14 protein-coding genes are annotated in these 24,456 nt (G+C 72.4%); 5 read left to right on the plus strand and 9 right to left on the minus strand.

Annotated elements, in window-relative coordinates; genetic code table 11:
- Positions 1-45: 45 nt before the first annotated feature.
- The 7 genes from ACFT9I_RS00005 to ACFT9I_RS00035 all read right to left on the minus strand — a co-directional run bounded on the left by ACFT9I_RS00005 (position 46) and on the right by ACFT9I_RS00035 (position 11,600).
- A complete protein-coding gene (locus ACFT9I_RS00005) occupies positions 46-1,149 on the minus strand; it encodes a BTAD domain-containing putative transcriptional regulator (protein WP_382558685.1) in 1,104 nt (367 codons plus the stop codon).
- Positions 1,150-1,351: 202 nt separating this feature from the next.
- Positions 1,352-3,463, minus strand: coding sequence for an MMPL family transporter (locus tag ACFT9I_RS00010; RefSeq protein ID WP_382558687.1), 2,112 nt, complete (start codon positions 3,461-3,463; stop codon positions 1,352-1,354).
- A gap of 87 nt (positions 3,464-3,550) precedes the next feature.
- Positions 3,551-5,167 carry a prenyltransferase/squalene oxidase repeat-containing protein gene (locus tag ACFT9I_RS00015; RefSeq protein ID WP_382558689.1) on the minus strand — a complete coding sequence of 539 codons (1,617 nt, stop codon included), beginning with the start codon at positions 5,165-5,167 and terminating at the stop codon, positions 3,551-3,553.
- 107 nt (positions 5,168-5,274) lie between these two features.
- Positions 5,275-6,792: an FAD-binding oxidoreductase gene (locus tag ACFT9I_RS00020; RefSeq protein ID WP_382558691.1), complete on the minus strand. Its 1,518-nt coding sequence runs from the start codon at positions 6,790-6,792 to the stop codon at positions 5,275-5,277.
- A gap of 49 nt (positions 6,793-6,841) precedes the next feature.
- Positions 6,842-8,614 carry an FAD-dependent monooxygenase gene (locus ACFT9I_RS00025; RefSeq protein WP_382558693.1) on the minus strand — a complete coding sequence of 591 codons (1,773 nt, stop codon included), beginning with the start codon at positions 8,612-8,614 and terminating at the stop codon, positions 6,842-6,844.
- A 100-nt stretch (positions 8,615-8,714) separates the two neighbouring features.
- Positions 8,715-9,647: an aromatic prenyltransferase gene (locus tag ACFT9I_RS00030; protein WP_382558695.1), complete on the minus strand. Its 933-nt coding sequence runs from the start codon at positions 9,645-9,647 to the stop codon at positions 8,715-8,717.
- Between the two features lie 93 nt (positions 9,648-9,740).
- Positions 9,741-11,600, minus strand: a complete 1,860-nt coding sequence (locus ACFT9I_RS00035; protein WP_382558697.1) for a BTAD domain-containing putative transcriptional regulator — start codon at positions 11,598-11,600, stop codon at positions 9,741-9,743.
- Positions 11,601-11,806: 206 nt separating this feature from the next.
- Between ACFT9I_RS00035 and ACFT9I_RS00040 the strand changes: the two genes are divergently transcribed.
- On the plus strand, positions 11,807-11,977 hold the full coding sequence (locus ACFT9I_RS00040; RefSeq protein WP_382558699.1) for a hypothetical protein: 171 nt from the start codon (positions 11,807-11,809) through the stop codon (positions 11,975-11,977).
- A 63-nt stretch (positions 11,978-12,040) separates the two neighbouring features.
- On the opposite strand, the gene ACFT9I_RS00045 is transcribed toward ACFT9I_RS00040, so the two are convergent.
- The gene (locus ACFT9I_RS00045; RefSeq protein WP_382558701.1) at positions 12,041-15,076 is read right to left on the minus strand and encodes a BTAD domain-containing putative transcriptional regulator; all 3,036 of its coding nucleotides are present in this window, start codon (positions 15,074-15,076) and stop codon (positions 12,041-12,043) included.
- A 156-nt stretch (positions 15,077-15,232) separates the two neighbouring features.
- Positions 15,233-17,923, minus strand: coding sequence for an AMP-binding protein (locus tag ACFT9I_RS00050; protein ID WP_382558703.1), 2,691 nt, complete (start codon positions 17,921-17,923; stop codon positions 15,233-15,235).
- 355 nt (positions 17,924-18,278) lie between these two features.
- Between ACFT9I_RS00050 and ACFT9I_RS00055 the strand changes: the two genes are divergently transcribed.
- The 4 genes from ACFT9I_RS00055 (at position 18,279) to ACFT9I_RS00070 (ending at position 24,402) form a co-directional block, all read left to right on the plus strand.
- Positions 18,279-18,812 carry a hypothetical protein gene (locus ACFT9I_RS00055; protein WP_382558705.1) on the plus strand — a complete coding sequence of 178 codons (534 nt, stop codon included), beginning with the start codon at positions 18,279-18,281 and terminating at the stop codon, positions 18,810-18,812.
- 570 nt (positions 18,813-19,382) lie between these two features.
- The gene (locus ACFT9I_RS00060) at positions 19,383-20,057 is read left to right on the plus strand and encodes a ThuA domain-containing protein (protein ID WP_382558707.1); all 675 of its coding nucleotides are present in this window, start codon (positions 19,383-19,385) and stop codon (positions 20,055-20,057) included.
- Positions 20,042-21,160, plus strand: a complete 1,119-nt coding sequence (locus ACFT9I_RS00065; protein WP_382558709.1) for a Gfo/Idh/MocA family protein — start codon at positions 20,042-20,044, stop codon at positions 21,158-21,160. Before ACFT9I_RS00060 ends, ACFT9I_RS00065 begins: the two co-directional genes overlap by 16 nt.
- 206 nt (positions 21,161-21,366) lie before the next feature.
- Complete coding sequence (locus ACFT9I_RS00070; protein ID WP_382558710.1) at positions 21,367-24,402, plus strand: alpha-mannosidase; 3,036 nt, start codon at positions 21,367-21,369, stop codon at positions 24,400-24,402.
- Positions 24,403-24,456: the final 54 nt, after the last annotated feature.

Here is a 24,456-nt window from a genome sequence, read left to right on the forward strand (position 1 = left end):
TTCCAGGACCGCCGCGCCGAAGGCTTCCTCAGCGGGAGGAGAGTTCTAGGAATGCTCCAACTCCGGTGCCTGGCGCAGGATCTCCAGCTCCAGGTGCTGCAGCGCGGGGCTGGGTGAGATGCCCAGGTCCTCCAGCATCTTCTTCTGGTGGGCCCGCAGCACCGACAGCGCGTCGGCCTGCCGGCCCGCCCGGTACAGCGCGAGGCTCAGCAGTTCGCAGCCGTACTCGCGCAGCGGATGGGCCTGGGTGAAGGCCACCAGTTCGGGCACCGCCATCTCGTGGTTGCCCACCGCGATCAGGGTGGCGCAGCGGCCCTCGATCACCGACAGGCGCATCTCCTCCAGGCGTACGGCCTCCGGGGCGACTTGCGGGGCCCCGGCCACCTCCGCGTACGCCTCCCCGCGCCACAGGGCCAGGCCCGCCTCGAACGCGTACAGCGCCCGCTGCGGATCACCCCGGTCCAGCGCCTGCCAGCCGGCGGTGGCGCTCTCCCCGAAGCGGTGGGCGTCGACCGAGACGGCCCGGCTGTCCAGCAGATAGCCCCGCCCGCGGGTGCACAGCACCGTCGCCGGGGTGCGCGGCGCCCGGTGCGGTTCCAGGGCGCGCCGCAGATTGGCGATGTAGGCGTGCAGCGACGTGATCGCCGACTGCGGCGGCCGGCCGTCCCACAGCGCCTCCAGCAGTACGTCGACCGAGACCGGCTGGCCCACCTGGCTCACCAGCAGGACGAGCGCCGCGCGCTGTTTGGGCGCTCCCAGGTCCACCCACCGGCCGCCGACGGCGGCCTCGACCGGGCCGAGCACCCGGAACTCCACCCCGGCGTCCGACGCGGGAGGGGCCGGCGGACCGGCCGCGTCCGGGCCGGGGTGTCCGGCGGTGTCCGGGACGCTGTCGTCCCGGCGCCGCGGGAAGGCGGTGGTGTCGAGGTCCAGCACCTTGCTCACGTACTGCTTGAGTGTCTCGTTGGCCCGCTTCAACTCCCGGACCTCGCGCTCCAGTTCCGCCAGACGCTGCGTACCGGTGCCTTCCGTGCTCCCCGCGATCCCCGTGCTCCCCCCTGGCCGCTGCCCGGCAACGGCCTGACTTCCGCGCTGTCCGACGGCCACCGGGACGGCGGTCATGGTGCTGCGGCGGATTCCCCTGTCCATCGACTCTGCACTCATAGTTCTGCCCCGAAAATATTGTCCGGACATGCCCCGGACTGTGCATGCGGTCGCCTCTGTCACAAGCCACCGCTCGAAGTTCATGTCGTACGGCCCGGTCCGCTCCCCTCGGTCCACCGGCCGGTCTCCCGCGCACGGGCCCGGCGCCGCCGTGCGGGCGGCACCGGGGACCCGTGGCAGGGGTGGTTCATCTACCGCTGTACACGGGCACCTGATCGGGTTCGCCCACCGGCGCCACGGCGTCGTCGTGCTGCCGGAACAGCTTGCTGGGCCACCACATCCAGCGGCCCACGTCCAGGGTGAGCGCGGTGACCAGCACCGAGCGCACCACGAGGGTGTCGAGCAGTACGCCGAACGCCACCGCGAATCCCAGCTGTACCGCGAAGACCAGCGGCAGCGATGCCATCGCCGCGAAGGTGCCGGCCAGCACCACACCCGCCGAGGTGATCACACCGCCGGTGGACGACAGGCCGGTCAGCGCGGCGCGGCGGGTGCCGTGCAGCAGTGTGTCCTCGCGGACGCGGGTGACCAGGAAGATGTTGTAGTCGATGCCCAGCGCGACCAGGAACACGAACGCCAGCAGCGGGAACGACGCCTCGGCTCCGGCGAGGCCGAAGACATGCTCGAACACGAGGCTGCTCACGCCGAGTGCCGCGCCGAACGACAGCAGCACCGTCGCCATCAGCAGCAGCGGCGCGACCACGGCGCGCAGCAGCACCCCCAGGATGAGCAGCACCACGAGCAGCACGATCGGGATGATCACCTTGGAGTCGCGGGCCGCCGCGTTCTGGGTGTCGACCATGATGGCGGTGCTGCCGCCGACCTGTGCGTCCGCGCCCTCGATCCGGTGGACCGCGGTCCGGGCCCGTTCGACGGTGCGCATCGCCGCCTCGCTGGTGGGCTCGGACTCCAACTGCGCGAGCAGCACGGCCTCGCCGCCGCTGACCACCGGGTCCTCGACGCCGCTGAATCCGGGCACCCCGGCCAGCGCCGTCCTGACCTGGTCCGCCGCGTCGGCCTTGGCCACCACGTAGACGGGGTCGCCGGCTCCGGCCGGGAAGTGCTCGGCGCGGATCTCCTCACCGACCGCCATCTGCGGCTTGTTGGTGAACTGGTCCTTGTTGGACAGGCCCGAGGCGTCGAGCCCGAGCGTGCCGAGCGTCATCGCCGCGAGCACCAGTACGGTGCCCACCCACACCACCCGCGGACGGCCGGAGATGGCCTTCCCGACCCGGGTCCAGACGCTGTCCTTCTCCGCCGCCTCGGCGCCGTACACCGGCTTCACCGGCCAGAAGATCCACCGGCCGCAGGCGACCAGCAGCGCCGGCATCAACGTCACCATGGCGAACAGGCCGACCAGGACGCCGATGGCGCAGGCCGGGCCCATGCCCTTGGTGGAGTTGAGGACGGCGAGCATCAGCAGCGTCAGGCTGACCGCGACGGTCGCCGCGCTGGCCACGATCGCCGGGCCCGAGCGGTACAGGGCCTCCGCCATCGCCTCGTGCCGGTCCTCGTGGCGCGCCAACTCCTCCCGGTAGCGGGAGATCAGCAGCAGCGCGTAGTCGGTGGCGGCGCCGAAGATCAGTACGACCAGGATGAAGCTGGTCTGTTTGTTGATGACGAGGCCGGCATCCCTGGCCAGCAGATAGATCACCGCCTCCGCCACCATCAGGGCGACACCGACGGTGATCAGCGGCAACAGGGGCAGTACCGGGCTGCGGTAGGTGATCAGCAGGATCAGGACCACGACCAGCGCGGTGATCGTGGTCAGCGCGCCGCCGCCGCCGAACGCCTTGATCGAGTCGGCGCCGTAGCCGGCCGGTCCCGTGACGTGGAAGCCGAGGCCGTCCGTGTCCTGCTTCCCGACCTCGGTCATCGCGTCGACGACCTTGCCGAGCCCTTCCCAGCCGGACTGGTCCTTGTGGACCTGGACGATGGTCTGGATGGCCTTCCCGTCCTGGGACTTGACCGGTTCCTGCGGCGGGCCCACGACGTTCTCGATGCTCCGGAACGCCTCGGCGTCCGCCTGCGCCTTGGCCAGGTCGGCGTCGGTGATCCCGCCCGCCCGGTCGTAGATCACGATCGCGGGCACGGAGTCGGCGGGCATCAGCTTCTGGGCGCGCTCGACGACGGCGGTGGCCTCCGCGTTGCCGGGCAGCCAGGCCGAGTTGTCGTTCTCCTCCGCGTCACCGAGCTTCCCGGCCAGCATCAGCGCCGGGACCAGCACAACGGCCCAGAGCGCGATCACGACCCACTTGCCGACCCTTCCGCTGGGCAGGGCGGCCAGTTTTCTCAGCATGTCTGTCTCTCCGTGTTTCCGTGGGGGTGAAGGTGCTTCTCACGGGGCAGTTGGTTCAGCGGTTGAGGTGGGTGGGCGATTCGGAGCTCACCGCACTTCCTGTACCCGCGCGCGGACATGGCCAAGGGCGAGCAGCACCGGGATGTCGGTGAGCAGCGGGAACCGGTAGGCGAAGGGGCGCGGACCGACCATGTCGGGCGGGCCGCCGTAGCCGCCGTCGGCCTTCTGCCGCTCCAGCAGCCAGGCCAGGGAGGCGCCGACGGGCCGCGGGTCGTCGGCGTGGCAGAGCGTGATCAGTCCGTAGGCGGTGCTGATGTCGTCGCTGGGGTCGCCGGGCTGCATGCCCCAGCCGCCGTCGGCGTTCTGCGTCTCGCGCACCGTCTGCTCGATCCGCGCGGCCATGGCGGCGGAGCGGGCGTCGTCCGGGCTCGCCGTGCAGGCGGCGAGCCGTACCCGGAACAGGCTGTGCAGACGGCTGCGGCTCCAGCCCGGCTCGAAGCCGCCGTCGGCGAGCTGGCTGTCGGCGAGGAACCCCAGGGCCTTCTCGCGCCGCGGTGCGGTGGCCGGGTGCGGGCCGAGCGCGCAGATCGCGGCGGCCGTCATGCACGGCTCGGAGGAGGCTCCCTGGACGTACGTCGGGAAGCCGCCGTCCGCGCCCTGCACGGCGAGCAGCGCGGCCACCCCGCCCCGTACCGTCTCCGCGTGCGCGACCGGGTCGACCACCTGGAGGAACTCCAGGGCGCAGGAGGTGTCGTCGACGTCGTTCTGCGCGACGATCGGCGACATGGACCAGCCGCCGGTCAGCGCCTCACCGCGGGAGAGCGAGCGCAGCGCGGCGCCACCCCGCTGGGCGCCGAGCGTCGCCGCCATACGGCGCAGCAGCGCCGGGTCGGCGCCCGCCGCGTGCAGGGCGAGACCGCCGGTGGACGTGCACCAGTTGTGCATCTCCAGGACGAACGGGAAGCCGCCGTCGGCGCGTTGATGGCGCAGCAGCGTCGCGAGGCCGCCGCGCACGGTCTCCTCGTGGCCGGGTGTCCCGGCGAGCGCGTGCAGCACCAGCAGGTGCATCAGCGCGTAGCCCTCCCACACGGAGGTGGCGGGGTCGGTGGCCAGCAGGGTGTCGAGGGCGGCCTCGGTGGCCCGGTTCCGTACGCCGAGGGCGCCGGCCAGGATCAGCGTGATGGACGCCTGCTGCACGGCGGCCCAGGAGTGCAGCGGGTCGGTGGGAACCTGTCCGCCGCCCGGGAGTTCGGCGTCGGCGGGCAGCGGGCAGCCGAGCACCGAGAGCACCGCGTACACCATGAGGCGGCGGCGGGTGGAGATGAAGCCCGGCGCGGCGCCCAGGATGCCCGAAGCGAGGGTGCCGACGAGGGCGCTGTCGCCGCCGGGCTCCCGGCCCGCGGCGGCCCCGACGGCGAGTGAGGCGAGGACCCGGTCGAGCTTGTCCGGGGACTCCAGGTGACCGCGCAGATAGGCGAGAAGGCGGTCGCGGGCCGGGGAGTCGGCGCCGGTCCGGGTGATCAGCGAGAGGGCGAGCGCGGACTCCAGGACTCTGCTCTCGCACTGCTCCCGTATCGCTCCGTCGTCGTCGGTTCTGCCGCTGATGTAGGCGACCAGCCGGGTGGTGGCCCGGCGCACGTCGTCCGGGCGAACCTCGTCGGGCAGTGCCAGCGGGGCCGGGCGCCTGCGGTCCGCGATCTTCATGGAGTGCTCCTGTCTGGGCCGGTCCGCACCGGCGGGATGCCTGGGGTCACGGGAAACGGGCCCGCCCCGCCGGGGAGGGAGACTCCCCGGCGGAGCCGGGCGGTGGGTCAGCGGACGCTCTGTGCGAACCGGAAGAACCGGTACGGGTCGTACTTCTCCTTGACCCGGGCCAGGCGCGCGTAGTTCTCGCCGTAGTAGGAGCGCTGCCAGTCCGGCAGGCGCGGGTCGATGAAGTTCTGGTAGGTCTCGCCGTTGGAGTACGGGTCGATCACCGCGAAGCCGCTGTCGACGTACTCCGCCGCTGCGGCCTTGGCCTCGGCCGAGACCGGCGCGGCGGCGTTGGAAGTCAGATAGCTGACGGAGAAGAGGCTGTCGCGGTGGACATAGGCGGTGGCGTCGCGGGCCACGGTGTTGGCCCGGCCGCCGAGGGCCGAGATCTGCAGCTGGCGCATCTGCCCGGCGAACCGGTTGTCGTCGAACGTCTCCAGCGCCTTGGCCCAGCCGTCGCGCGGCATCGTCCGCTCGAACAGCCGGCTGCGCCAGGCGCCGAACGCCGGGCGCTGGATCTTCCCGTCCGGAGAGGTGTCGGCGCGGTGGCACTGCTGCACCGTCAGCTCGGAGCACAGGTACAGCTGCATCAGGACCGACTTGTACGGGGCGGTGAACTTCTGCTGGTACACCGGGGGTTGGCCGACCAGCGAGATCAGCCGGGCGATCTCGGTGTCGAACGTGGCGCCGGTGTCCACCGAGGCGAGGAACACCGAGGCGGTCGGCACGGTGCCGGGGCCGGCGTCGGTGAGCGTGACGTTGACACCGCTGCCGATCGTCCACGGGGCGTCGGCCAGCCACTGGGTCCAGCCGTCGAGCATGTCCAGGGACTGGTCGAAGGTCCATACGAGGTTGATGGCGGCCACGTCGGTCAGCGGCGAGGGCGTGACCTCGTACGACGTGACGATCCCGAAGTTGCCGCCGCCGCCCCCGCGCAGGGCCCAGTACAGATCGCTGTGGCGGTCCGGCGACGCGGTGACGGTGCGCCCGTCGGCGAGGACCACCTGCGCCGAGGTCACCTTGTCGGAGGCGATGCCGATGCTGCGGGTGAACAGGCCCATTCCGCCGCCCTGGAAGAACCCGCCGGCCGCGACGGTGGGGCAGTACCCGCCGGAGATGCCGAGGCCGGCCGGGGCGAGTCTGTCCGCGATGTCGACGAGCTGGGCGCCGGGCCCCATCCGTACCGAACCGTCGCCGAGCGCGATGGAGTTGAGCCCGGAGACATCGATGACCAGGCCCTGCGTGGTGGAGTAGCCGGCCGCGCTGTGGCCGCCGCTGCGCGCGGCGACGTGTATGCCGTGGGCCTCGGCGAAGCGGACGCACGTGGCGACGTCGGCGGTGGAGGCGCAGTAGGCGACCGCCTTGGGGCTCGTGGCGTCGAACTGGACCTGGTAGAGCTGCTTGGCCCGCTGGTAGTCCGCGTCCGACGGGAGTACGAGACGTCCCTGGAGCCGGTCGGCCAGCCGGTTCCACTGGCTGCCGAAGCCAACGGTCTTGGCCTGCGCGGCGCCGGAGAGCGCCGTCGTGGCCAGCGTGACCCCGCCGGCGCCGGCGAGGAAGGACCTTCTGTTGATCATGCTGTTTCTTCCGTGTTCGTCAGGGAGTTCGGGCGGGTGGTGTGGGTGGTCACGGGGTCCGGTGCCCCAGGACGAGGGAGAGCGCCTCGGTCAGGGCTCCCGCCGGGTCCGCCTCGGTGCCCGTGCCGCGCCAGGCCACGTGCTGGTCGGGCCGGACCAGGACGGCGCCCGCCCCGTCCGTCTCGCGCAGGCGCTGCCAGGCGCCGTCGGCGTCGGTGTACTCGCCGCCCTCGCCGATCCGGACCGTGGTCACGGCGACGGAGAGCTTCTCGGCGGCCAGTTCGGCGGCCTCGGTCCAGGCCGCCCCGTCCGCCCCGGTGATCAGCACGAAGCCCGTGCCGGAGCCGACCAGGTCGTGGGTGGACACACGCGCGCCGTCCCGCTCGACCCAGGCGTGCGGCAGCAGGTGCCCCGGGCGGGTCGTGGGCCGGTACTCGTCGCCCAGCGGTGAACGGGCCGGCGGGCGGCTGCCGTCCGGGACGACCGCGCCCTGCTCGTAGGCGAAGCCGGTCTCCACGTCGAGGGCCTGGCACTCGCCGCGGTGGGTGGCGAAGATCTCCGCCGCACGGGCGCGCTGCGCGGCACCGACCGGGGTCGGCGAGAAGTAGGAGAAGAACACCGGTGTGCGGCGCTCCGGCGGCACGTGCGGGCCGAGCCCGACCGCGGCGTCGATGACCACCTGGTGGTGCGAGGCGGCGGACATCGCCCAGCCCAGGTTGTACTGGCCGACGGGGCGGCGCTCGGCCTCGTAGGTGTCGAGCAGGCTGTCGCCGGCGCGGCCCGAGAGCACGGCGGCGAGCTTCCAGGCGAGGTTGTGCGCGTCCTGGATGCCGCTGTTGAGGCCGAGGCCGACCGCGGGCGGCTGGCGGTGGGCGGCGTCTCCGACGAGGAACGCCCGGCCGTGGCGGTAGCGCTCGGCGAGCACCGCCTCCACGCTCCAGCTGGTCACGTCGTGCAGGGTCAGTTCGAGGTCGGGCAGGCCGAGCACCTCGCGGATACGGCCGACGACGGCTTCCTCGTCGGTGCTGTCGATACCGACGAGCGGCAGGTGCAGGCCCCACTCCTCGCAGTGCTTGCCCCAGGTCGGGCCCATCTCGATGAGGGCGCTGGAGAGTTCACGGCGGTAGGGGTTGAGGAACCAGGTGATGATCGAGCCCTCGGTCCACCACTGCGAGAGATCGGCGGAGAAGTACGCCGTGGTGGCGTCGAACAGGGCGGGCAGGCCCTCCATGCGTACGCCGAGGGCGGGGCCCACCGTGCGGCCGGCGTCCGCCGCGATCACGTACTGCGCGACGACCGTCGTGGTCTCGCCGGTCTCGGTGGAGCGGATCTCGGCGGTGACGCTCTTGCCGCCCTCGTCCTCGGTCAGCGAGACGAGCTCGTGGCCGAACCGGACGCGTCCGGGGTTGTGCTCCTCCGCGTGGCGGCGCAGCACCGGTTCGAGGCGCAGCTGCGGCAGCTTGGCGGGCATCACGGGGCCCGCCGCCTCGTAGGTCTCGCGCAGCGCGCCGCCGCCGAAGCCGTCCATCTCGTGGATGACCCGGCCGTCCAGCGGGCCCGGGCCGGTGAGGGTGGTCTGCCAGCGGACCTTGCCGAACTGCTCGGGTGCGGCGGCCGGTTCGGCCACGTCGTCCGCCAGGCCGTACTGGCGGAAGATCTCCATGGTGCGCTGGTTGATGTAGTGCGCCTTCGGCAGGCGCGAAGTGTCCGCGCGGCGCTCCACCAGCAGGTGCTCGACGCCGTGGCCGGACAGGAAGACGGAGGCGGCCAGGCCGGAACCGCCGCCGCCCACGATCAGTACCGGAACTTCTACGGTGCTCAAGGTGCGACCTTTCGAAAAGGATGAGACGACAACGCGAAGAGGACAGGGAGAAAGGAAAAGGAGAGGAGAGGGGGGAGCGCGGCGCAGAGGCGGCGCGGGGTCACACGGGGTCCGCGAGGGCCCCTTCGTGGAGCTGCATGATCTCCGGCACGCCGGAATCCCACCGGTAGTAGGCCTGGAGCTTGTAGTACTCACCGTCGGGCTGGGAGGCGACCGCATAGACGAACTTCGTGTCCGGGTCGGCGCGTCGCACATGCCGTACGAACAGCCCGATCCGCTCGTCGAGTTCGACGGGCAGGGAGGCCGGGTCCGTCGTCACCACGGCGAAGGCGATCCGCTCGATGACCGGGGAGTCCCAGTCGAGGGTCACGTAGACGCCGAAGGCCCGGCGGCCGAGCCGGAGCATCTGCTCGCTGGGTTCGGCCTGGTCGACCTCGCGGAGCATGGCTCGTACGGACTCGGGCGCGATGCCCCCTGCGGGCGGTTCGCCGAAGTAGATGTTGACGGTGCGGTTGCGGTAGTCGATGCCGAGCAGGCCGACGGTGTCGCCCAGGCCGTGCCGGGCGATGAAGTCGAGGCTCTCGCCCAGGCTGCGCGGCATCGAGGGGAGGCCGGCGAGCTTCGTGACGTCCTGGAGGGCGGTGCGGGGCAGCACCACCCATATCTTCTTGAACCCTCCGACGACACCGAAGTCGATGCCGTAGCCGTCGACGGGGCAGTTGTCGCGCAGGTCCGCGAGCAACTGGGCCACGGGGTGGTCCGTCTTCTCCAACAGCCCGTTCTCCAGGGCGAGTTGGTACGGGTCGATGTCCTGCGGCACCGTGAACCGGCAGTCCAGCTCACCCGCGCGGCGGGCACCGGTCGCCACCCGGAACGCGACCTGTGCCTGGGTGAGATCGCCTCCGTACAGATCCAGGACGCGCAGCACGTCGTCGCGCGCGTACTCCACCTCCAGCAGTCCGGCCGCTTCCTCGATGGCCGAGTAGAGGGCCTGTACCGCGTCTTGTCGAGTGATCGGGGCCGCCTCACTCATGGCAGTCACCATCCTTACGCTTCATGGCGGCCAGCCTCGGCTGTCCGTCTTGAACAGGGCTGTCGCCGGACTTGCCGTCGACTTGGCACGGGGTCACCGGGGCAGTTCCCGTCGGGGAGTCGTGTCCGCGTGCAGCAGGACCAGCGGGTGGAAGCGGTAGCGGTCCTCGCCGAGGGCGCCGTCGGGCTCCGCGAGGAGCAGGCTGCCGTCGACGAGTTCTTCGAGGGCGCGTTCCGCCTCGGTCTCGGCCAGGCCGGTCACCTCGCCCGCGAGCCGGGCGGTGAAGGGGCCCGGCCCCACCGAGGCGAGCCAGGGCAGTACGGCGGCGGTGGCCGGGGTCAGCCGGGCCAGGGCGCGGCCGAAGGTGCGGGCCAGGTTGAGGTTGCCGTAACTCAGGGCGGCCAGCCGGGTGTGCGGGTCGGCGAGCCGGGCGCTGAGCCGGGCCACGGTCCGGTGCGGGCGGGCGGCGAGCCGGGCGCCCGCGATCCGCAGCGCGAGCGGCAGCCCGGCGCAGTAGCGCACCAGGTCCCGGACCGCCGCGGGTTCGGCGCGGATACGGTCGGCGCCGACGGCCTCGGCGAGCAGGGCCACGGCGTCCTCGTCGCCCAGCGGTCCGAGGTTCATGGTGTGGCCGGCGGGCAGGCACGCCGGCCGCCCCCGGCTGGTGGCGAGCAGCGCGCTGTCCGGGCCGGCGGGCAGCAGCGCGGTCAGTTGTACGCCGCTCGACGCGTCGTCCAGGACGACGAGCAGCCGGGCGTCCGCGGTCAGGGCCCGGTAGCGGCTCACCAGTTCGTTGAGGCCCTGCCGGGCGGTCTGCCGGGTGTCCGGTGTCTCGCCCAGCGCGGCGAGGATGTCCGCGAGTACGGCCGCGGGCGGGCGGGCGGTCCCGTCGGTGTCCTGGAGGTCGGCGTGCACCACGCCGTCCGGGAACGCCTCGGCACAGCCGTGGGCGACCTCGGCGGCCAGGGCCGTCTTGCCGCTGCCGGGCATCCCCGTGACCAGCACCGCCCTGGGCCGGGCGGCGGGGCCCGCGGGGCGGCGCAGCAGCAGTGATCTGAGCCGGGCCGCCTCGGCGGTGCGCCCGGTGAAAGCCGCCGCCCGGCCGGGCAGCAGCACGTGCGGCCGGCGCGGCGTGTCGGTCCTCTCGCCGCGCAGCATCCGCAGATAGGCCCCGCTCAGCAGTTGGCCGGGCACGACGCCGAGCTGTTCGTCGAGGATCCGCCGGCCTTCGCCGTAGACCTGGACGGCCTCGGCCTGCCGGTCGGAGCGGTGCAGTGCGGTGATGAGGTGGGCGCGCAGGTTCTCGTCCATGGGGAAGCGGGCCACCAGGGAGAGGAGTTCGGGCACCAGGGAGCGGTGCCGGCCGAACGACAGGTCCGCCTCGATCCGGCGCTCCAGCGCCTGCGCCCGCAGGAATTCCAGACGGGGCCGCTCGAACTGCAGAAGGTGCTCGGTCACGTTCTCCAGGGCATAGCCGCTCCAGCAATCGAGCGCGCCACCGAGAAGTCTGCCCGCTTCCTCGTGGCGGTTCTCCTCAAGGGCCTGACGGCCAAGCCGTTCGAGCCGTTCGAAGGAGAACAGGTCAATCTTTGCCGCCCGGGCGTCGAGCACATATCCCGGCCCTTTCCGGAAGATCTGCACGTAGTTCCCGAGTGCTTTTCTGAGCCGGGACACATAGGTATAGATCTGCGCGTTCGAGGTGGGCGGCGGCGCGTCTCCCCACAGCGCGGTACTCAGCCGGCTGTCGGCGACCAGAGCGCCGCGCGCCAGCAGCAGCACCGCGAGCACCGTGTGGATCTTCGCTCCTGACAGCGGGATCACCGTGCCCGCCCGGGTCGCGGAGACCGGGCCCAGCAGTCGGAATTCGAGCGCCCCCGACGTGTCCGCGCCCGGACCGTGCGGATCACCGGCTCCTTCGACGGGCCGGAATGCCACACCTGCGGAGTTCAGCACAGCGCAATCCCCATCCCCCGACGGTCCCCTGCGAATTGGTCTCCAGAAGACTATCCGCGAGCACTTTTCCCGCGATATCGAGTCGATTTCGAGTACGCGAAACAGCAGGGAAATCACATCAAAAGCGCGTGCCTCATAGGATGCTTCCAGAACGTGCGCCAGTGCACTTCCGCAAGCATTTCCAGAAACAATGAGGAGAATCCATCATGCGTAAGCCTCGTAAGCCCCGTATGGCCGCGACCGCGCTCGCCGGCGCCGCTCTCCTCCTTCTGCCGCTGCTTCTCGCCGTGGGCGCGGTTCAGGGGGACGACGATCTGCCGTGGACCGGGATCAGCGCGCAGAGCAGTGGCACCGAGGACGACCTGCCCTGGACGTGACACGTACGCGGGATGCGGGACGCCGGGCGCGAAGCGCGGGACGTGGGGCGCGGGGAACTCGGCTCAGCGGTCGGCGAGCAGGCAGGCCAGGACCGACCCCTCGATGGGGCGGACCGCGTCGTGCGACTTCAGCACCTCGCGCAGCCGGCCGGCGCGCCGTACCCACATCGGCGCCTTGAACGTACGGAACTCCTCCTGGGCCCAGTCCAGGGGTTCGCCCGCGCCGATGGCGCCGCTGATCGCTTCGGCGCAGGCGAGGTGCGTGACGATCCGGGCCTGCAGGAACCGGTCGTCCACCTCTTCGGCGAGTCGCAGCGCCCGCAGCAGAGTGGCACGAGCCTTGTGCGGCTCGTTCTGCCGCCACTGCGCCTCGCCGAGGGCGCACAGCCCGTGCGCCTCGCCGAGCCGGTCGCCCTGGCCGCGGGTGAGGCCCACCACGTCGTGGCAGATCCGCTCCGCCTGCGACGCCCGGCCCGCGCCGAGCAGCGCCTCGGCGAGCCGGTAGAGGTTCTGGGTGCGGCTGCGCAGCGACCCGGCCGTGTAACTGACCTCGATCGCCTGGCTGCTCAGCTCCACGCCGCGTTCGGGGTCGCCCTGCTCGATCTCGATCTGGGCGAGCAGCCCCAGCGCGTGCGAGAGGCCCGAGTTGTCCCCGGCCTGCCGGAACAGCGCCAGGGACTCCTCGCAGTAGCGGGCCGCCTCGGTGAGGTCGCCGAGGAAGCGGGCGCACACCGCGAGGTTGCGCCGCGCGATGGCCCGGCCCTGGGTGTCGTCGGTCCGCTCCAGCTGGGCCAGCGCGGTGAGCAGCAGCTCCCGCGCCTCCTCGTAGCGGCGCTGGTAGATGGCGAGCGTCCCCAGACAGCGGAGCATGGTGCCCGCCCCGCGGGTGTGGCCGGCGCGCCGGGCACCTTCCAGGGCGCACTCGGCGGTACGCCGCCAGTCCTCCAGGTAGTTGCGGGTCTCGTAGAACGGAACCGCCCCCACCACGAGGAGCCAGGCACGCGCCGCCTGCCCGTCGCGGACCGCCTGCGCCACCAGGGCGTCGAGCGCCTCGCGCTCGTCCTCGAACCACTTGACGGGGTCGGCGACGAGTTCGCTGACCGTCTCGCCCGGGACCGGCTCGATGTGCGCCGGGTCCCCGTTCGGGGTCTTGCCCTTGCCGTACAACTGCTCCTGGGCCGCGTACACCAGCGTGAGTACGGCGGTCAGGACCCTGTCCAGGGTCTGTTCGCGCTCCTGCGCGCCGTCCTCGGCCAGGCACCGCTCCCGGGCGAACAGGCGCATCGTGTCCTGGAAGCGGTAGCGGGTCCCGCCGCCGTGGGCGGGACGGGTCTCCAGGAGCCGGGCGCCTACGAGTTGGCTGAGCAGTCGCTCGGAGGCGTCCGGGGTGACGCCGAGGACGGGGACGCCGATCCAGGCCGGGAAGTCGGGCACCTCCAGCATGCTCAGCTGTCGGTAGAGCCGCGCGGCCTGCACCGACAGTGCCCGATAGCCGAGCCAGACGCCCGAACGCAGCCCGCTCTCGCCCGGGTTGAGCACGCCCATTCGCTCGCGGCGGTCCTCCATCCGCGCCGCCATCTGGCGCAGCGTCCACCGGTGGTCGGACAGCAGCCGGGTGGCGACGACCCGCAGGGCCAGCGGAAGCCGGTCGCACAGGTCCACCAGGCGCTGCGCCGCGGCCGGTTCGGCCGTCACCCGATGCTCACCGATCGTGGCGGCGAGCAGGTCCAGGGACTCGGCCGAGCTCATGGCGCCCAGTTCCACGCGGGTCACGGCGAACGATCCGGCGAGCCCGTTCAGCGGGTCCCGGCTGGTGACCAGGACCCTGGTGGAGCCGTGGCAGGGCAGCAGCGGGCGAATCTGGTCCACGGAACGGGCGTTGTCGAGGATGACGAGCAGCCGTCTGCCGTCGAGGGTGCCGCGGTAGAGCGCGGCCCGGTCCTCGAGGTCCGCCGGGATCGAGGTGCCCGGCACACCGAGCGCGCGCAGCGCCCGGTCCAGGGCCGCCTCGGGTGTACCGGGACCGCCGTGCCCGTGCGGACCCTGGAGGTCCACGTACAGCCGGCCGTCGGGGAAGCGCCCCGCGACGCGGTCGGCCCAGTGCAGGGCGAGCGCGCTCTTGCCGACCCCGGCGGCGCCGCAGACCGTCGCGATGCGGGCCGTCGTGCCGTCGGCGTACCCCGGCGCCGACGGCACGAGCCGCCGCAGCAGCTCAAGGGCGCCCTCCCGGCCGACGAACGGCTCGCGCGCCAGGGGAGGTCGGCGTGACACGGCATCAACAACGGGGCCGGGAGCGGCGTCGGGAACAGTGGCGTCCGGTACGGCGGCGGCCCGCACCAGGACCTGCCCGTCGCCCTCCAGCACCGTGCGGTGCAGTTCCCGCAGTTCGGCGCCCGGCTCGACGCCCAGCTCCGCGACGAGGACACGGCGGCCCTCGCGGTAGCAGTCCAGCGCTTCGGACCGGCGGCCCAACTGGTGGTACGCCTGCATGAGGACGGCGCGGGCATGCTCGCGCAGCGGGTGCTCGGCGACGACCGGACCCAGGCTCTCCACCACCGTCCGATGGCGGCCCTGCTGGAGCTGGACGGCGGCGTACTCCTCGGCAAGGTCGATCCTCAGCTCGGAGATCCGGCCGACCGTGCCGCTCAGCGCGCTGTCGTCCATGCCGTCGAGCACCGGCCCCGCCCCCCGGGCGGGGGCGTCCGCGCCGGGGGGGGCGCCCCCCCCGGCGCCCCCGGCCGCGGCGGGGGCGCGGGCGGCCGCGGCCGACTCGTACAGGTGGGCCACGTCGACGTAGTGGCCCTCCCTGTGCAGCACATAGCCGGGCAGCTGTGTCTCGATGAGGCCGCCGACGCCCGCCTCGTCACGGAATGTCTTGCGCAGCGCGGAGACGCAGATGGCGATCTGATTGCGGACGGTGACGGGTGGGTCACTGTGCCAGACGGCGTCCGCGAGCGCGTCCACGGAGACGGCGCGCCCCGGAGTGAGCAGCAGCATGGCCAGCACCGTGCGCTGCCGTGCGCTGCGCAGCGGCAGCGGCCGACCGTCCACACTCACCTTCAGCGGGCCCAGCACCTGGAAAGACAAATGGGGCGCCATACCGCCTCCCCCCGAGACTGCGCGCACCCCCACCCCCCGCGGAGACACTGCTCAGTCATTCTGTGGACTAGGCCCGATCTTGACAACACACTTCTGCACCAATTCACGCTGCGTGGCTGCGACTTCGTGCTTTTCTTGTGGATCCGGTGAATTCGGCTACGTTCCGTCACCGGCCGTCCGACGCGAGTCCGCCGTTTGGTGTATACCTCTCAGCCGGGCCTCGATCTCCTTGCTCACCCGGTCCCCGGCCCCGCCGTTGGCCAGCACGACAAGGCCGCTGCCCGCGCGCAGACAGAGCAGCGAAGCGGCGTAGTAGCCGGGCGGGGCAGCCTCGTGCGCGAACTCCAGGTCGGAGCCGGGGGCGTCGACCGTCGTGGCAAGGCCGCCGAGGCCGTCGATGCCGTCCCGGGCAGGGCCGCCGAGGCCGTCCGGGGCAGGGCCTCTCGTCCGGATCTCGCCCGGTTCGCGCGCCCTCTGAGCCAGCAGGCGGGCCGCGGTGTCCCGGCGGATCAGCGCGAGGGGGGCGCCGAGCACGGAACGCCGGATCTCCAGCGCCACCTCGGCCAGGTCGGCGGCGGTGGTCCACAGTTCGGCCGGATCCGTGGCACGCCGGGCGCCGTCGAGCGCGCGGCCGGCGGCGTCATGGCCCAGGCGGGCCACGGGGGCGCCGGCCCTGCCGCGCGTACGGGGCGGGGGTCCACCGAACCAACTGTCGTCCAGGCCGAGCGGGCCGAGCACCAGGCGCCGCATCAGCGGGCCGAACGCCTCGCCCGTGACGTCCTCCAGCAGCGCGGCGCCCGCCTCGGCGCGGCAGCGGCCCAGCAGATCCGCCAGGGTGACCGGTGTGCCCCCGGCCCGGCCGACCCCGGCGTCCAGCGCCAGCACGCCCTCGTCCACCAGGCGCAGTGCGCCCAGTACCGCGACGTGGCGGCTCAACTCCCCCACCGGGAAGGCGGTGCGCGGGGTGATCGGCCTGCCCGCGCCGTCGTGGCCCGCGGCCTCGACCGCCACCAGACCGCCGTCCTCCAGTACGGCGACACAGGCGCCCGGCACCCGGTGTGCCGCGAGCAGCTCCGCGAGATCGTGCCGGCCGAGAAGCGTGCGCGGCCCCGGCGACGCCCGCCCGCCGGAGCTGTCCGGCCCAGCCTGCCCGGCCTGCCCGTGCGGACCGGGCAGCGCCGCCCGCTCCACCCGCCCGTCGGCGTCGCGCGGCAGCTCGTCGAGGAGGGTGAGGCTCCCGGGTACCAGGTGTCCGGGCAGCCGCCGCCCGCAGTGGGCCACCAGCGCCGCCGCGTCCAGGCCTTGCGCACCGGGGCGCGGCACCACATAGGCGGCCAGGCGGACATCGCCCGGTGCGGGCTGTACGTCGATGACGACTGCCTCGCCGACGCCCGGGTGGTCGTGCAGCGCCTCCTCGGTCTCCGCCGGGTCGGTCCGGTGCCCGCGTAACCACAGCTGCCGGTCGGTACGGCCGAGCAGCTGCACCTCCCCCGCCGCCGTCCGGCGCGCGAGCTGCCCGGTGCGGTGCATCCGCGTCCCCGCCGGACCGTAGGGATCGGGGACGAACCGCTGCGCCGTCAGCGCGGCCCGGCCCACATAGCCGCGGGCGACGCCCGGACCGGCCACGTACAGCTCGCCCACCGCACCGTCCGGGACCGGCAGACAGGCGGCGTCGAGCACTCGCGGCTGCGCGTCCGCGCCGGACCGCACGGGGGTCAGGAAGGTGCCGTACGACGTCTCGGCCGTCCCGTACTCCGTACGCAGCCGGCCGGGGCTGAGCAGCCCGGCGAGCCGCGCCGCGGCGGGCCCCGGTGCCCCGCCCGCGACCACGAAGGTCGCGGCCAGCGCCACACTCCCCGCGTCCCCCAACTGCCTTACCAGCAACTCCAGATGACCTGGCGTCAGCTTCAGGAACGCGAACGAGCCGGCCGCCGCGAGCCATCCCCCCAGCTCCGCCAGGTCCAGGGTCTGCGGCGCGAGCAGCACCCGCTGTCCGGCCCACAGCGGAGCCCACAGGCCCGTCACCGCCAGCTCGAAGGCGACCGACGCGAACACCGCCGTGCCGCCGTCGCCGGCACCGGTCAACTCGCGTGCCGCCCAGGCCACATGGTGCGCCAGGCCGCGGTGCGTGACCGCCACGGCGAGCGGGTGCCCGGCCGCCGCGGGTACCTGCGTCACATACGCCACGTCCTCCGGATCCGGCGCCCAGGCGAGCGGCTGGTCGGAGTGCCGGGCGAGCGCGCCGGAGACCTCGGGATCGTCCACGTACCGGACCTGTCCCTCGAATCCGCCCGGTCCGTACGCCACTTCGGTGACCAGGACCCGAACCCCCGCGTCGGCGAGCAGCGCGCACAGCCGGGCCGCCGGGACGGCCGGGTCCAGCGGCAGACACCCGGCCCCCGCCTTCCACACGCCCAGCGTCACCGCGTGCATCTCGGCACCCAGCCCCAGCAGCACCCCCACCAGCGCGCCGCGCCCCACACCCAGCGACCGCAGATACCGGGCCCAGCGGTTCGACATCGCGTCGAGCCCCCCGAAGGACAGCGCGAACCCCTCACCCTGCACGGCCACGTTCCCCGGCACCCGACGAGCCTGCCGCCGGACGACGCCGGCGACGCAGGCACCCCCCGCGCTCACCCCCTCCGCCGCACGCCGGCGCAGCCCCGCCGGACGCGGATCGGCCCACACCTCCTGCACCCGGGCCAGACACAGCTCCCGCGCCCCGCTGGTCCCCTCGGCACGCCAGCCGGCGGGCAGTTCCCGGTCGGTCCACCAGGTCGAGTACTGTCCCTCGCCGTTGAGCACGACGCACCACTCCGCGGGGACGACGGTCTGTGGTTCGGACAAGGCCGCTCCTGTCGGGTCCATGGGTATTCCCTGGGTCGGAAGAGTCGAGTCCACTCTGTCGGTGCGTGCCATACCCGACCTATACGAGCGCTGAATCCTCAAGGGCCACAGCTTGCCGGGCCCCGGCCGTCCCTCTCCCCGCCACGGGCCCTCGCGATCACGGAGCGGGGATTGCTTTTCGGCCGCTCCGCGACCGCACCTCGGCCACTGCGCACCGTTCATCGGCGGCAGCCAAGAGATCGCCAACCACCAGAAGAGGATCACGGGCTGTAATGCAGTCGCGACGCCGGGCCCGGCACTCGTGCGCATCCCAGTTCTGTCAGGAATACGGCAACTGCCAAGAAGGAGCACCCCCATGTACAGCTTCTCGACGCGACGACTCACCCTGACCGCGATCGCGGCCTCGGGCGCGCTCACCGCGTCCCTGGCCCTGGCCGGCTCGGCTTTCGCCGTGGCTCCGGCGACGGCGACGGCCTCGTACAACTGCGGTTCCGCGGGCAGCGGCACCATCACTCTCAACGCGGCCGACTCCGGCGGCGGCAAGACGCTGCAGATCTCCTCCACGGACATCCGTACGGAGTTCCCGCTCGATGCCAACACCGTGACCACCACGCTGAAGCTGAAGAAGGCATCCGGTGGTGCGACGAGCGAGGTGCAGTTCTCCGGCGCCGCGCACGGGGCCGCGAACACGGGCGACCCGATCGCGTTCGGTCCGCTCCCGCTCGCCGCCGGATCCCTGGCCGCCGGTGACACCACCGACTCGGTGGCCCTCACGGGCGAGCCGAGCGAGACCAACTGGTCCCTGAAGTTCACCGTGAACGACCCCGCCGGTACCTTCACCTCCTACTGCACAGCCACCAGCAACCAGTCAGCCGCACAGACCTGGTAATTCGTCGACACGCCGCGTCCCCCGGGAGCCCACGCTCCCGGGGGACGCGGTGCGTTTCGCCCGGGACACTCACTCAGGTGACAGGGACGCGTGGTCGCGATGTCAGGTAAATCCATCGAGTTGGGTTAGTCAATACGTTTGACAGCCCGAACAAAGGCGCCCCGAGCGAATCTTGGGGCGCCTGTCCAGGCTTCGGGGCGAGCTGCCGAGGTGGGCCGTGGGGCGGTGATTCACAACGGGGTGTGGCGGCAAGGCCGTTGGACCAGGCCCGATCGGTCTTCCGCGTACTCTCCGGGCGGCCTGGTGACATGTCTTGTGATGGATGGCATGGCGGGATTCGCGACGATCGCCATCCGCCCCGCGCTGCCCTGAAGCGCGAGCCACCGCACCTCTTCTTTCCCGAGTTCGTCCAACATATTGACAAACTTCGGCGCCGGTTCATACGTTCACATGGCAGCCGGTTCCACTCGGTCCGAGCAGAGGTGGCTGCTTCGCCCGGCCTGTCGGGCGACCTCACCCGACCCCGACCCGACCCCGACCCCGACCGCCGCACTCTGCCGTGCGGCGCCGATGGGAGCGCGCATCACCTTGACCAGCGACAACCGGCAAGCACTCGTCGTCCGCGGCGGATGGGACGGGCATCAGCCCGTGACGATCAGCGACCTGTTCGTCCCGTTCCTCGAGGAACGGGGATTCACCGTCGAGACCTCCGAGGACCTCACGGTGTACGAGGACGCGGAGCGTCTGGCCGCCGCCGACCTGATCGTGCAGTGCTGGACCATGGGGACCATCACCCGGGAGCAGAGCACCAATCTCGCCGCCGCCGTGCGGTCGGGCACCGGGCTCGCCGGCTGGCACGGCGGGATCATCGACTCCTTCCACGATCACGGTTACCACCTGTTGACCGGCGGCAAGTTCGTGATGCACCCGCCCGGTTTCCACGACCACACCGTGCGGCTGCTGCCCGAGCGCGCCGACCACCCCGTCATCGCGGGGCTGGACGACTTCGCCGTACACACCGAGCAGTACTGGGTGCTCACCGACCCGCACATCGACGTCCTCGCCACCACCACCTTCCCGCCGGACGAACTGCACGACCGGCCCGCGGTGATGCCCGCCGTGTGGACCAGGACCTCCGGCGCGGGACGGGTCTTCGTCTCGGCCATCGGGCACAAGCCCGACGACTTCGACGTACGGGAAGTCCGCACGCTGACCGAGAGGGGACTGCTGTGGGCGAGCCGCTGAAGCCGCTGAAGCCTCTCAACATCGGCGTCGTGGGCGTGGGAAAGATCAGCGGCGCCTACCTCTCGACGCTGCGGAATCTGACGTCCGTACGGCTGACCGCCGTCACCGACCTCGACGGGGACCGCGCGCGGGCCGTCGCGGAACAGGCGCGGGAGCAGGGCGGGGCGGACGTGGCCGTGCTGCCGTCCGTGGCCGCCCTGGCGGCCAGGGACGACGTGGACGCCGTTCTCAACCTCACGATTCCGGCCGCGCACGCGGACGTCGCGCTGACGGCGCTGCGCGCGGGCAAGCACGTGTACGGCGAGAAGCCCCTCGCGGCCGACCGCGCGGAGGCCGACGCCGTGCTGGCGGCGGCGCACGAGGCGGGACTGCGGGTCGGCTGCGCGCCAGACACCGTCCTCGGCACCGGAACCCAGACCGCGCGCAAGGCGGTGGACGACGGTCTGATCGGTACGCCCGTGGCGGCCACGGCCTTCATGACCGGCGCGGGCCACGAGAGATGGCATCCGGACCCGGAGTTCTACTACCGGCCTGGCGGTGGCCCGCTGCTCGACATGGGGCCGTACTACCTGTCGGCCCTGGTCCACCTCCTCGGCCCGGTGGTCCGGGTGACCGGAGCGTCCTCCCGGCCCCGCTCGCGGCGGACCATCGGCAGCGGTCCCCGGGCGGGGCACACCTTCCCGGTGGAGGTGGACACGCACATCACCGGCGTCCTGGAACACGCCGGAGGCGCCCTGTCCACCCTGGTCATGAGCTTCGACGTGCGCGCCGCGCGGCTGCCGCGCATCGAGGTGCACGGCACCGACGCCTCGCTGTCCGTACCCGACCCGAACAACTTCGAGGGCGCCGTGGAGATCCACCGCGGTGACGGCTGGGAGACCCTGCCCCCGTCCGCCGGCTACCCGGGCGCCGGGAGAGGCACCGGCCTCGCCGATCTGGCCGAGGCGCTGTCGGACGGACGGCCGCACCGCGCGTCGGCGGAACTCGCCGCGCACGTCCTGGACACCATGCTCACCCTCATGGACGCGGCGGACCAGGGCCGCGCGCTCCCGGTGACCAGCACCTGCGAGCGCCCCGCCCCGGTGACGACGCCCGATCCCTGACCGACACCACGTCCGTGCACTGTCGGCACGGCGCCCGAGCACTGGTCGGCACCGCGTCCGACCGTTGATCGGCGCCGCGCCCGAGCACTGATCGGCGCCGCGCCCGACCGTTGATCGGCACCGCGCCCGAGCACTCGTCGGCACTGCGCCCGACCGCGCCACCCTCGACTGCCCGCCCCCGCTCGCAGCAACAGGAGACCCCCTTCATGCATGACGACCGGAAGCTGGTCGAAGCACGCCTGGAGCGCGTCCTCAGGGAACGCATCCGGCCGGCACTCCACCCCGTCACGACACCCCTGGCCGTGGAGATATGGTCCACCGCGGGCGAACCCGTCCCCGTGTCCGAGGGGCTGGCGGCCCCGACCACGCCCATCGCTCCCGGCACACCGTGGGGCCTGCCGTGGGGCACCAGCTGGTTCAAGGTCACCGGCACCGTCCCCGCCGAGTGGGCGGGCCGTACCGTCGAGGCCGTACTCGACCTCGGATTCACCCCGCGCACGCCGGGTTTCCAGTGCGAGGGCCTCGTGTACGGGCCCGACGGAACCCCGGTCAAGGGACTCCACCCGCGCAACGCGTACGTCCGCGTCGGCTCACCGGTGACCGGCGGGGAGCAGATCCACTGGCGTATCGAGGCCGCCTCCAACCCCGACCTCGACGCGAGCGGGGTGCCGTTCCGGCCGACGCCGATGGGCGACAGGGAGACGGCGGGCGAGGCGCCCCAGTACGTGCTCGGCGAGATGCGGTTGGCCGTCTTCGACGAGACGGTGTGGAACCTGGTCATGGACCTGGAGGTCCTCGGCGAGCTGATGGCGGAGCTGCCCGTCGACGGGGCGCGCCGCTGGGAGATCCTGCGCGCCGTCGGCCGCGCCCTGGACGCCGTCGACCTGCAGGACGTGAACGGCACGGCCCAGGCGGCACGTGACGAACTCGCCGATGTGCTCGCCGCGCCCGCCACCCCTGCCGCGCACCGCATCAGCGCCGTCGGGCATGCCCACATCGACTCCGCCTGGCTGTGGCCGCTGCGCGAGACGGTCCGCAAGGTGGCCCGTACGGCGTCGAACATGACGGCGCTCCTCGACGAGGAGCCGGACTTCGTCTTCACCATGTCGCAGGCCCAGCAGTACGCCTGGATCAAGGAGCACCGGCCCGAGGTGTACGCCCGGGTCAAGAAGGCTGTCGCGGACGGCAGGTTCGTACCCGCCGGCGGGATGTGGGTGGAGTCCGACACCAACATGCCGGGGTCCGAGGCGATGGCCCGTCAGTTCGTCCACGGCAAACGCTTCTTCCTCGAAGAGTTCGGCATCGAGAACGACGAGGCGTGGCTGCCGGACACCTTCGGCTTCGCGGCCGGTCTGCCGCAGATCATCAAGGCCGCCGGCGCCACCCGACTGCTCACCCAGAAGATCTCGTGGAGCCGGACCAACACCTTCCCGCACCACACGTTCTCCTGGGAGGGCATCGACGGCACCCGTATCTTCACCCACTTCCCGCCCGTCGACTCGTACAACTGTGAGATGACGGGCCGTCAGGTCGCGCACGCGGCACGCAACTTCAAGGAGAAGGGCGTCGCCACCCGCTCCCTCGCGCCGACCGGTTACGGGGACGGCGGGGGCGGGACCACGCGCGAGATGGTCGCCAAGGCGGCCCGGATGCGCAGTCTGGAGGGCGCGGCGCGGGTCGAGTGGGAGACCCCTTCGGACTTCTTCGCCAAGGCCGAGGCCGAGTATCCCGAACCGCCCGTGTGGGTCGGTGAGTTGTACCTGGAACTGCACCGCGCCACGCTCACCAGCCAGGCGGGGACCAAGCGCGGCAACCGGCGCAGCGAGTCGCTTCTCACCGAGGCCGAGCTGTGGGCCGCCACAGCGGCGGCGCGCACCGGCATGCCGTATCCCTACGAGGAGTTGGACCGGATCTGGAAGACGGTGCTCCTGCACCAGTTCCATGACATCCTGCCCGGCTCGTCGATCGCCTGGGTGCACCGCGAGGCACGCGAGACCTACGCACGGCTCGCCGGGGAGTTGACGGGCATCATCGCGGGTGCGCAGCGCGCGCTCGCCGGTGACGCGTCGGGCGGCACCGAGCTGGTGTTCAACTCGGCTCCGCACGCCCGGAGTTCGGTCCCGGCCGGGGGCGCGTCGGCCCGGACCGAGGAGGGCGACGCGGTGCCTCCTGTCCCGCGCGACGGAGGCGGGTACGTCCTCGACAACGGCCTGCTGCGGATCGAGATCGACGCGCGGGGCCTCGTGGTCTCCGCGTACGACCGCGTCGCGGACCGGGAGGCGGTCGCGCCCGGTCAGGCGGCCAACCTTCTCCAGCTCCATCCCGACTTCCCGAACCAGTGGGACGCGTGGGACGTCGACGCCTTCTACCGGAATGTCGGCAGCGACCTCACCGAGGTGGCCGAACTGGGCGTCGAGGGCACCTCGGTGCGGGTCGAGCGGGTCTTCGGGGCGTCCCGTGTCACACAGCTCCTGTCGGTTCCGGCGGACGCCAAGCGGCTCGACATCGACACCGAAGTGGACTGGCACGAGACCGAACGCTTCCTGAAGCTGGCCTTCCCGCTGGACGTGAAGGCCGATCGGTACGCCTCCGAGACGCAGTTCGGCCATGTGTACCGGCCCACCCACCAGAACACGAGCTGGGAGTGGGCCAAGTTCGAGGCGTGCAACCACCGTTTCGTGCACGTCGACGAGCCGGGCTGGGGTGTCGCGGTCGTCAACGACGCGACCTACGGCCACGACGTGACCCGCACGGTGCGGACCGGCGCCGACGCGGGCACGACGACCACCGTGCGCGCGTCGCTGCTGCGCGCCCCCCGCTACCCGGATCCCGAGACCGACCAGGGCAAGCACCGGTTCCGGCACGCGCTCGCGCCGGGCGCGACGATCGGCGACGCCGTCCGTGAGGGCCACCGGGCCAATCTGCCCGAGCGCCGGGTCACCGGATCCGCCGCGGCGGTCGCGCCCCTGGTGACCGTGGACAACGACGCCGTCGTGGTCAGTGCCGTGAAGCTGGCCGACGACCGCAGCGGCGACCTGGTGGTACGCCTCTACGAGGCACACGGAGGCCGGGCCCGCGCCACCGTCCGTGCCGACGGCTTCGCCACCGGCCGAGCCGTCCCCACGGATCTCCTCGAACGCCCGCTGCCGGACGCCGAGCCGCCGACGGCCGCCGACGGCGGCGGTGTCGTACTCGCCCTGCGCCCCTTCCAGCTGGTGACCCTGCGTGTGCCGCGCGCCTGAGGACCCGTCGGCCGACCCCGTACCTGCCGACCCCGTACCTACTGGAGGAGGACC

The organism is Streptomyces sp. NPDC057137, from assembly GCF_042670825.1.
Classification (GTDB): Bacteria; Actinomycetota; Actinomycetes; order Streptomycetales; family Streptomycetaceae; genus Streptomyces.

Coding starts and splice junctions, on each gene's coding strand:
- ACFT9I_RS00060 (WP_382558707.1), top strand. CDS start 19,383: ATGGGAGCGCGCATCACCTTGACCAGCGACAACCGGCAAGCACTCGTC.
- ACFT9I_RS00040 (WP_382558699.1), top strand. CDS start 11,807: ATGCGTAAGCCTCGTAAGCCCCGTATGGCCGCGACCGCGCTCGCCGGC.
- ACFT9I_RS00055 (WP_382558705.1), top strand. CDS start 18,279: ATGTACAGCTTCTCGACGCGACGACTCACCCTGACCGCGATCGCGGCC.
- ACFT9I_RS00005 (WP_382558685.1), bottom strand. CDS start 1,149: ATGGACAGGGGAATCCGCCGCAGCACCATGACCGCCGTCCCGGTGGCC.
- ACFT9I_RS00045 (WP_382558701.1), bottom strand. CDS start 15,076: ATGGCGCCCCATTTGTCTTTCCAGGTGCTGGGCCCGCTGAAGGTGAGT.
- ACFT9I_RS00010 (WP_382558687.1), bottom strand. CDS start 3,463: ATGCTGAGAAAACTGGCCGCCCTGCCCAGCGGAAGGGTCGGCAAGTGG.
- ACFT9I_RS00020 (WP_382558691.1), bottom strand. CDS start 6,792: ATGATCAACAGAAGGTCCTTCCTCGCCGGCGCCGGCGGGGTCACGCTG.
- ACFT9I_RS00015 (WP_382558689.1), bottom strand. CDS start 5,167: ATGAAGATCGCGGACCGCAGGCGCCCGGCCCCGCTGGCACTGCCCGAC.
- ACFT9I_RS00070 (WP_382558710.1), top strand. CDS start 21,367: ATGCATGACGACCGGAAGCTGGTCGAAGCACGCCTGGAGCGCGTCCTC.
- ACFT9I_RS00030 (WP_382558695.1), bottom strand. CDS start 9,647: ATGAGTGAGGCGGCCCCGATCACTCGACAAGACGCGGTACAGGCCCTC.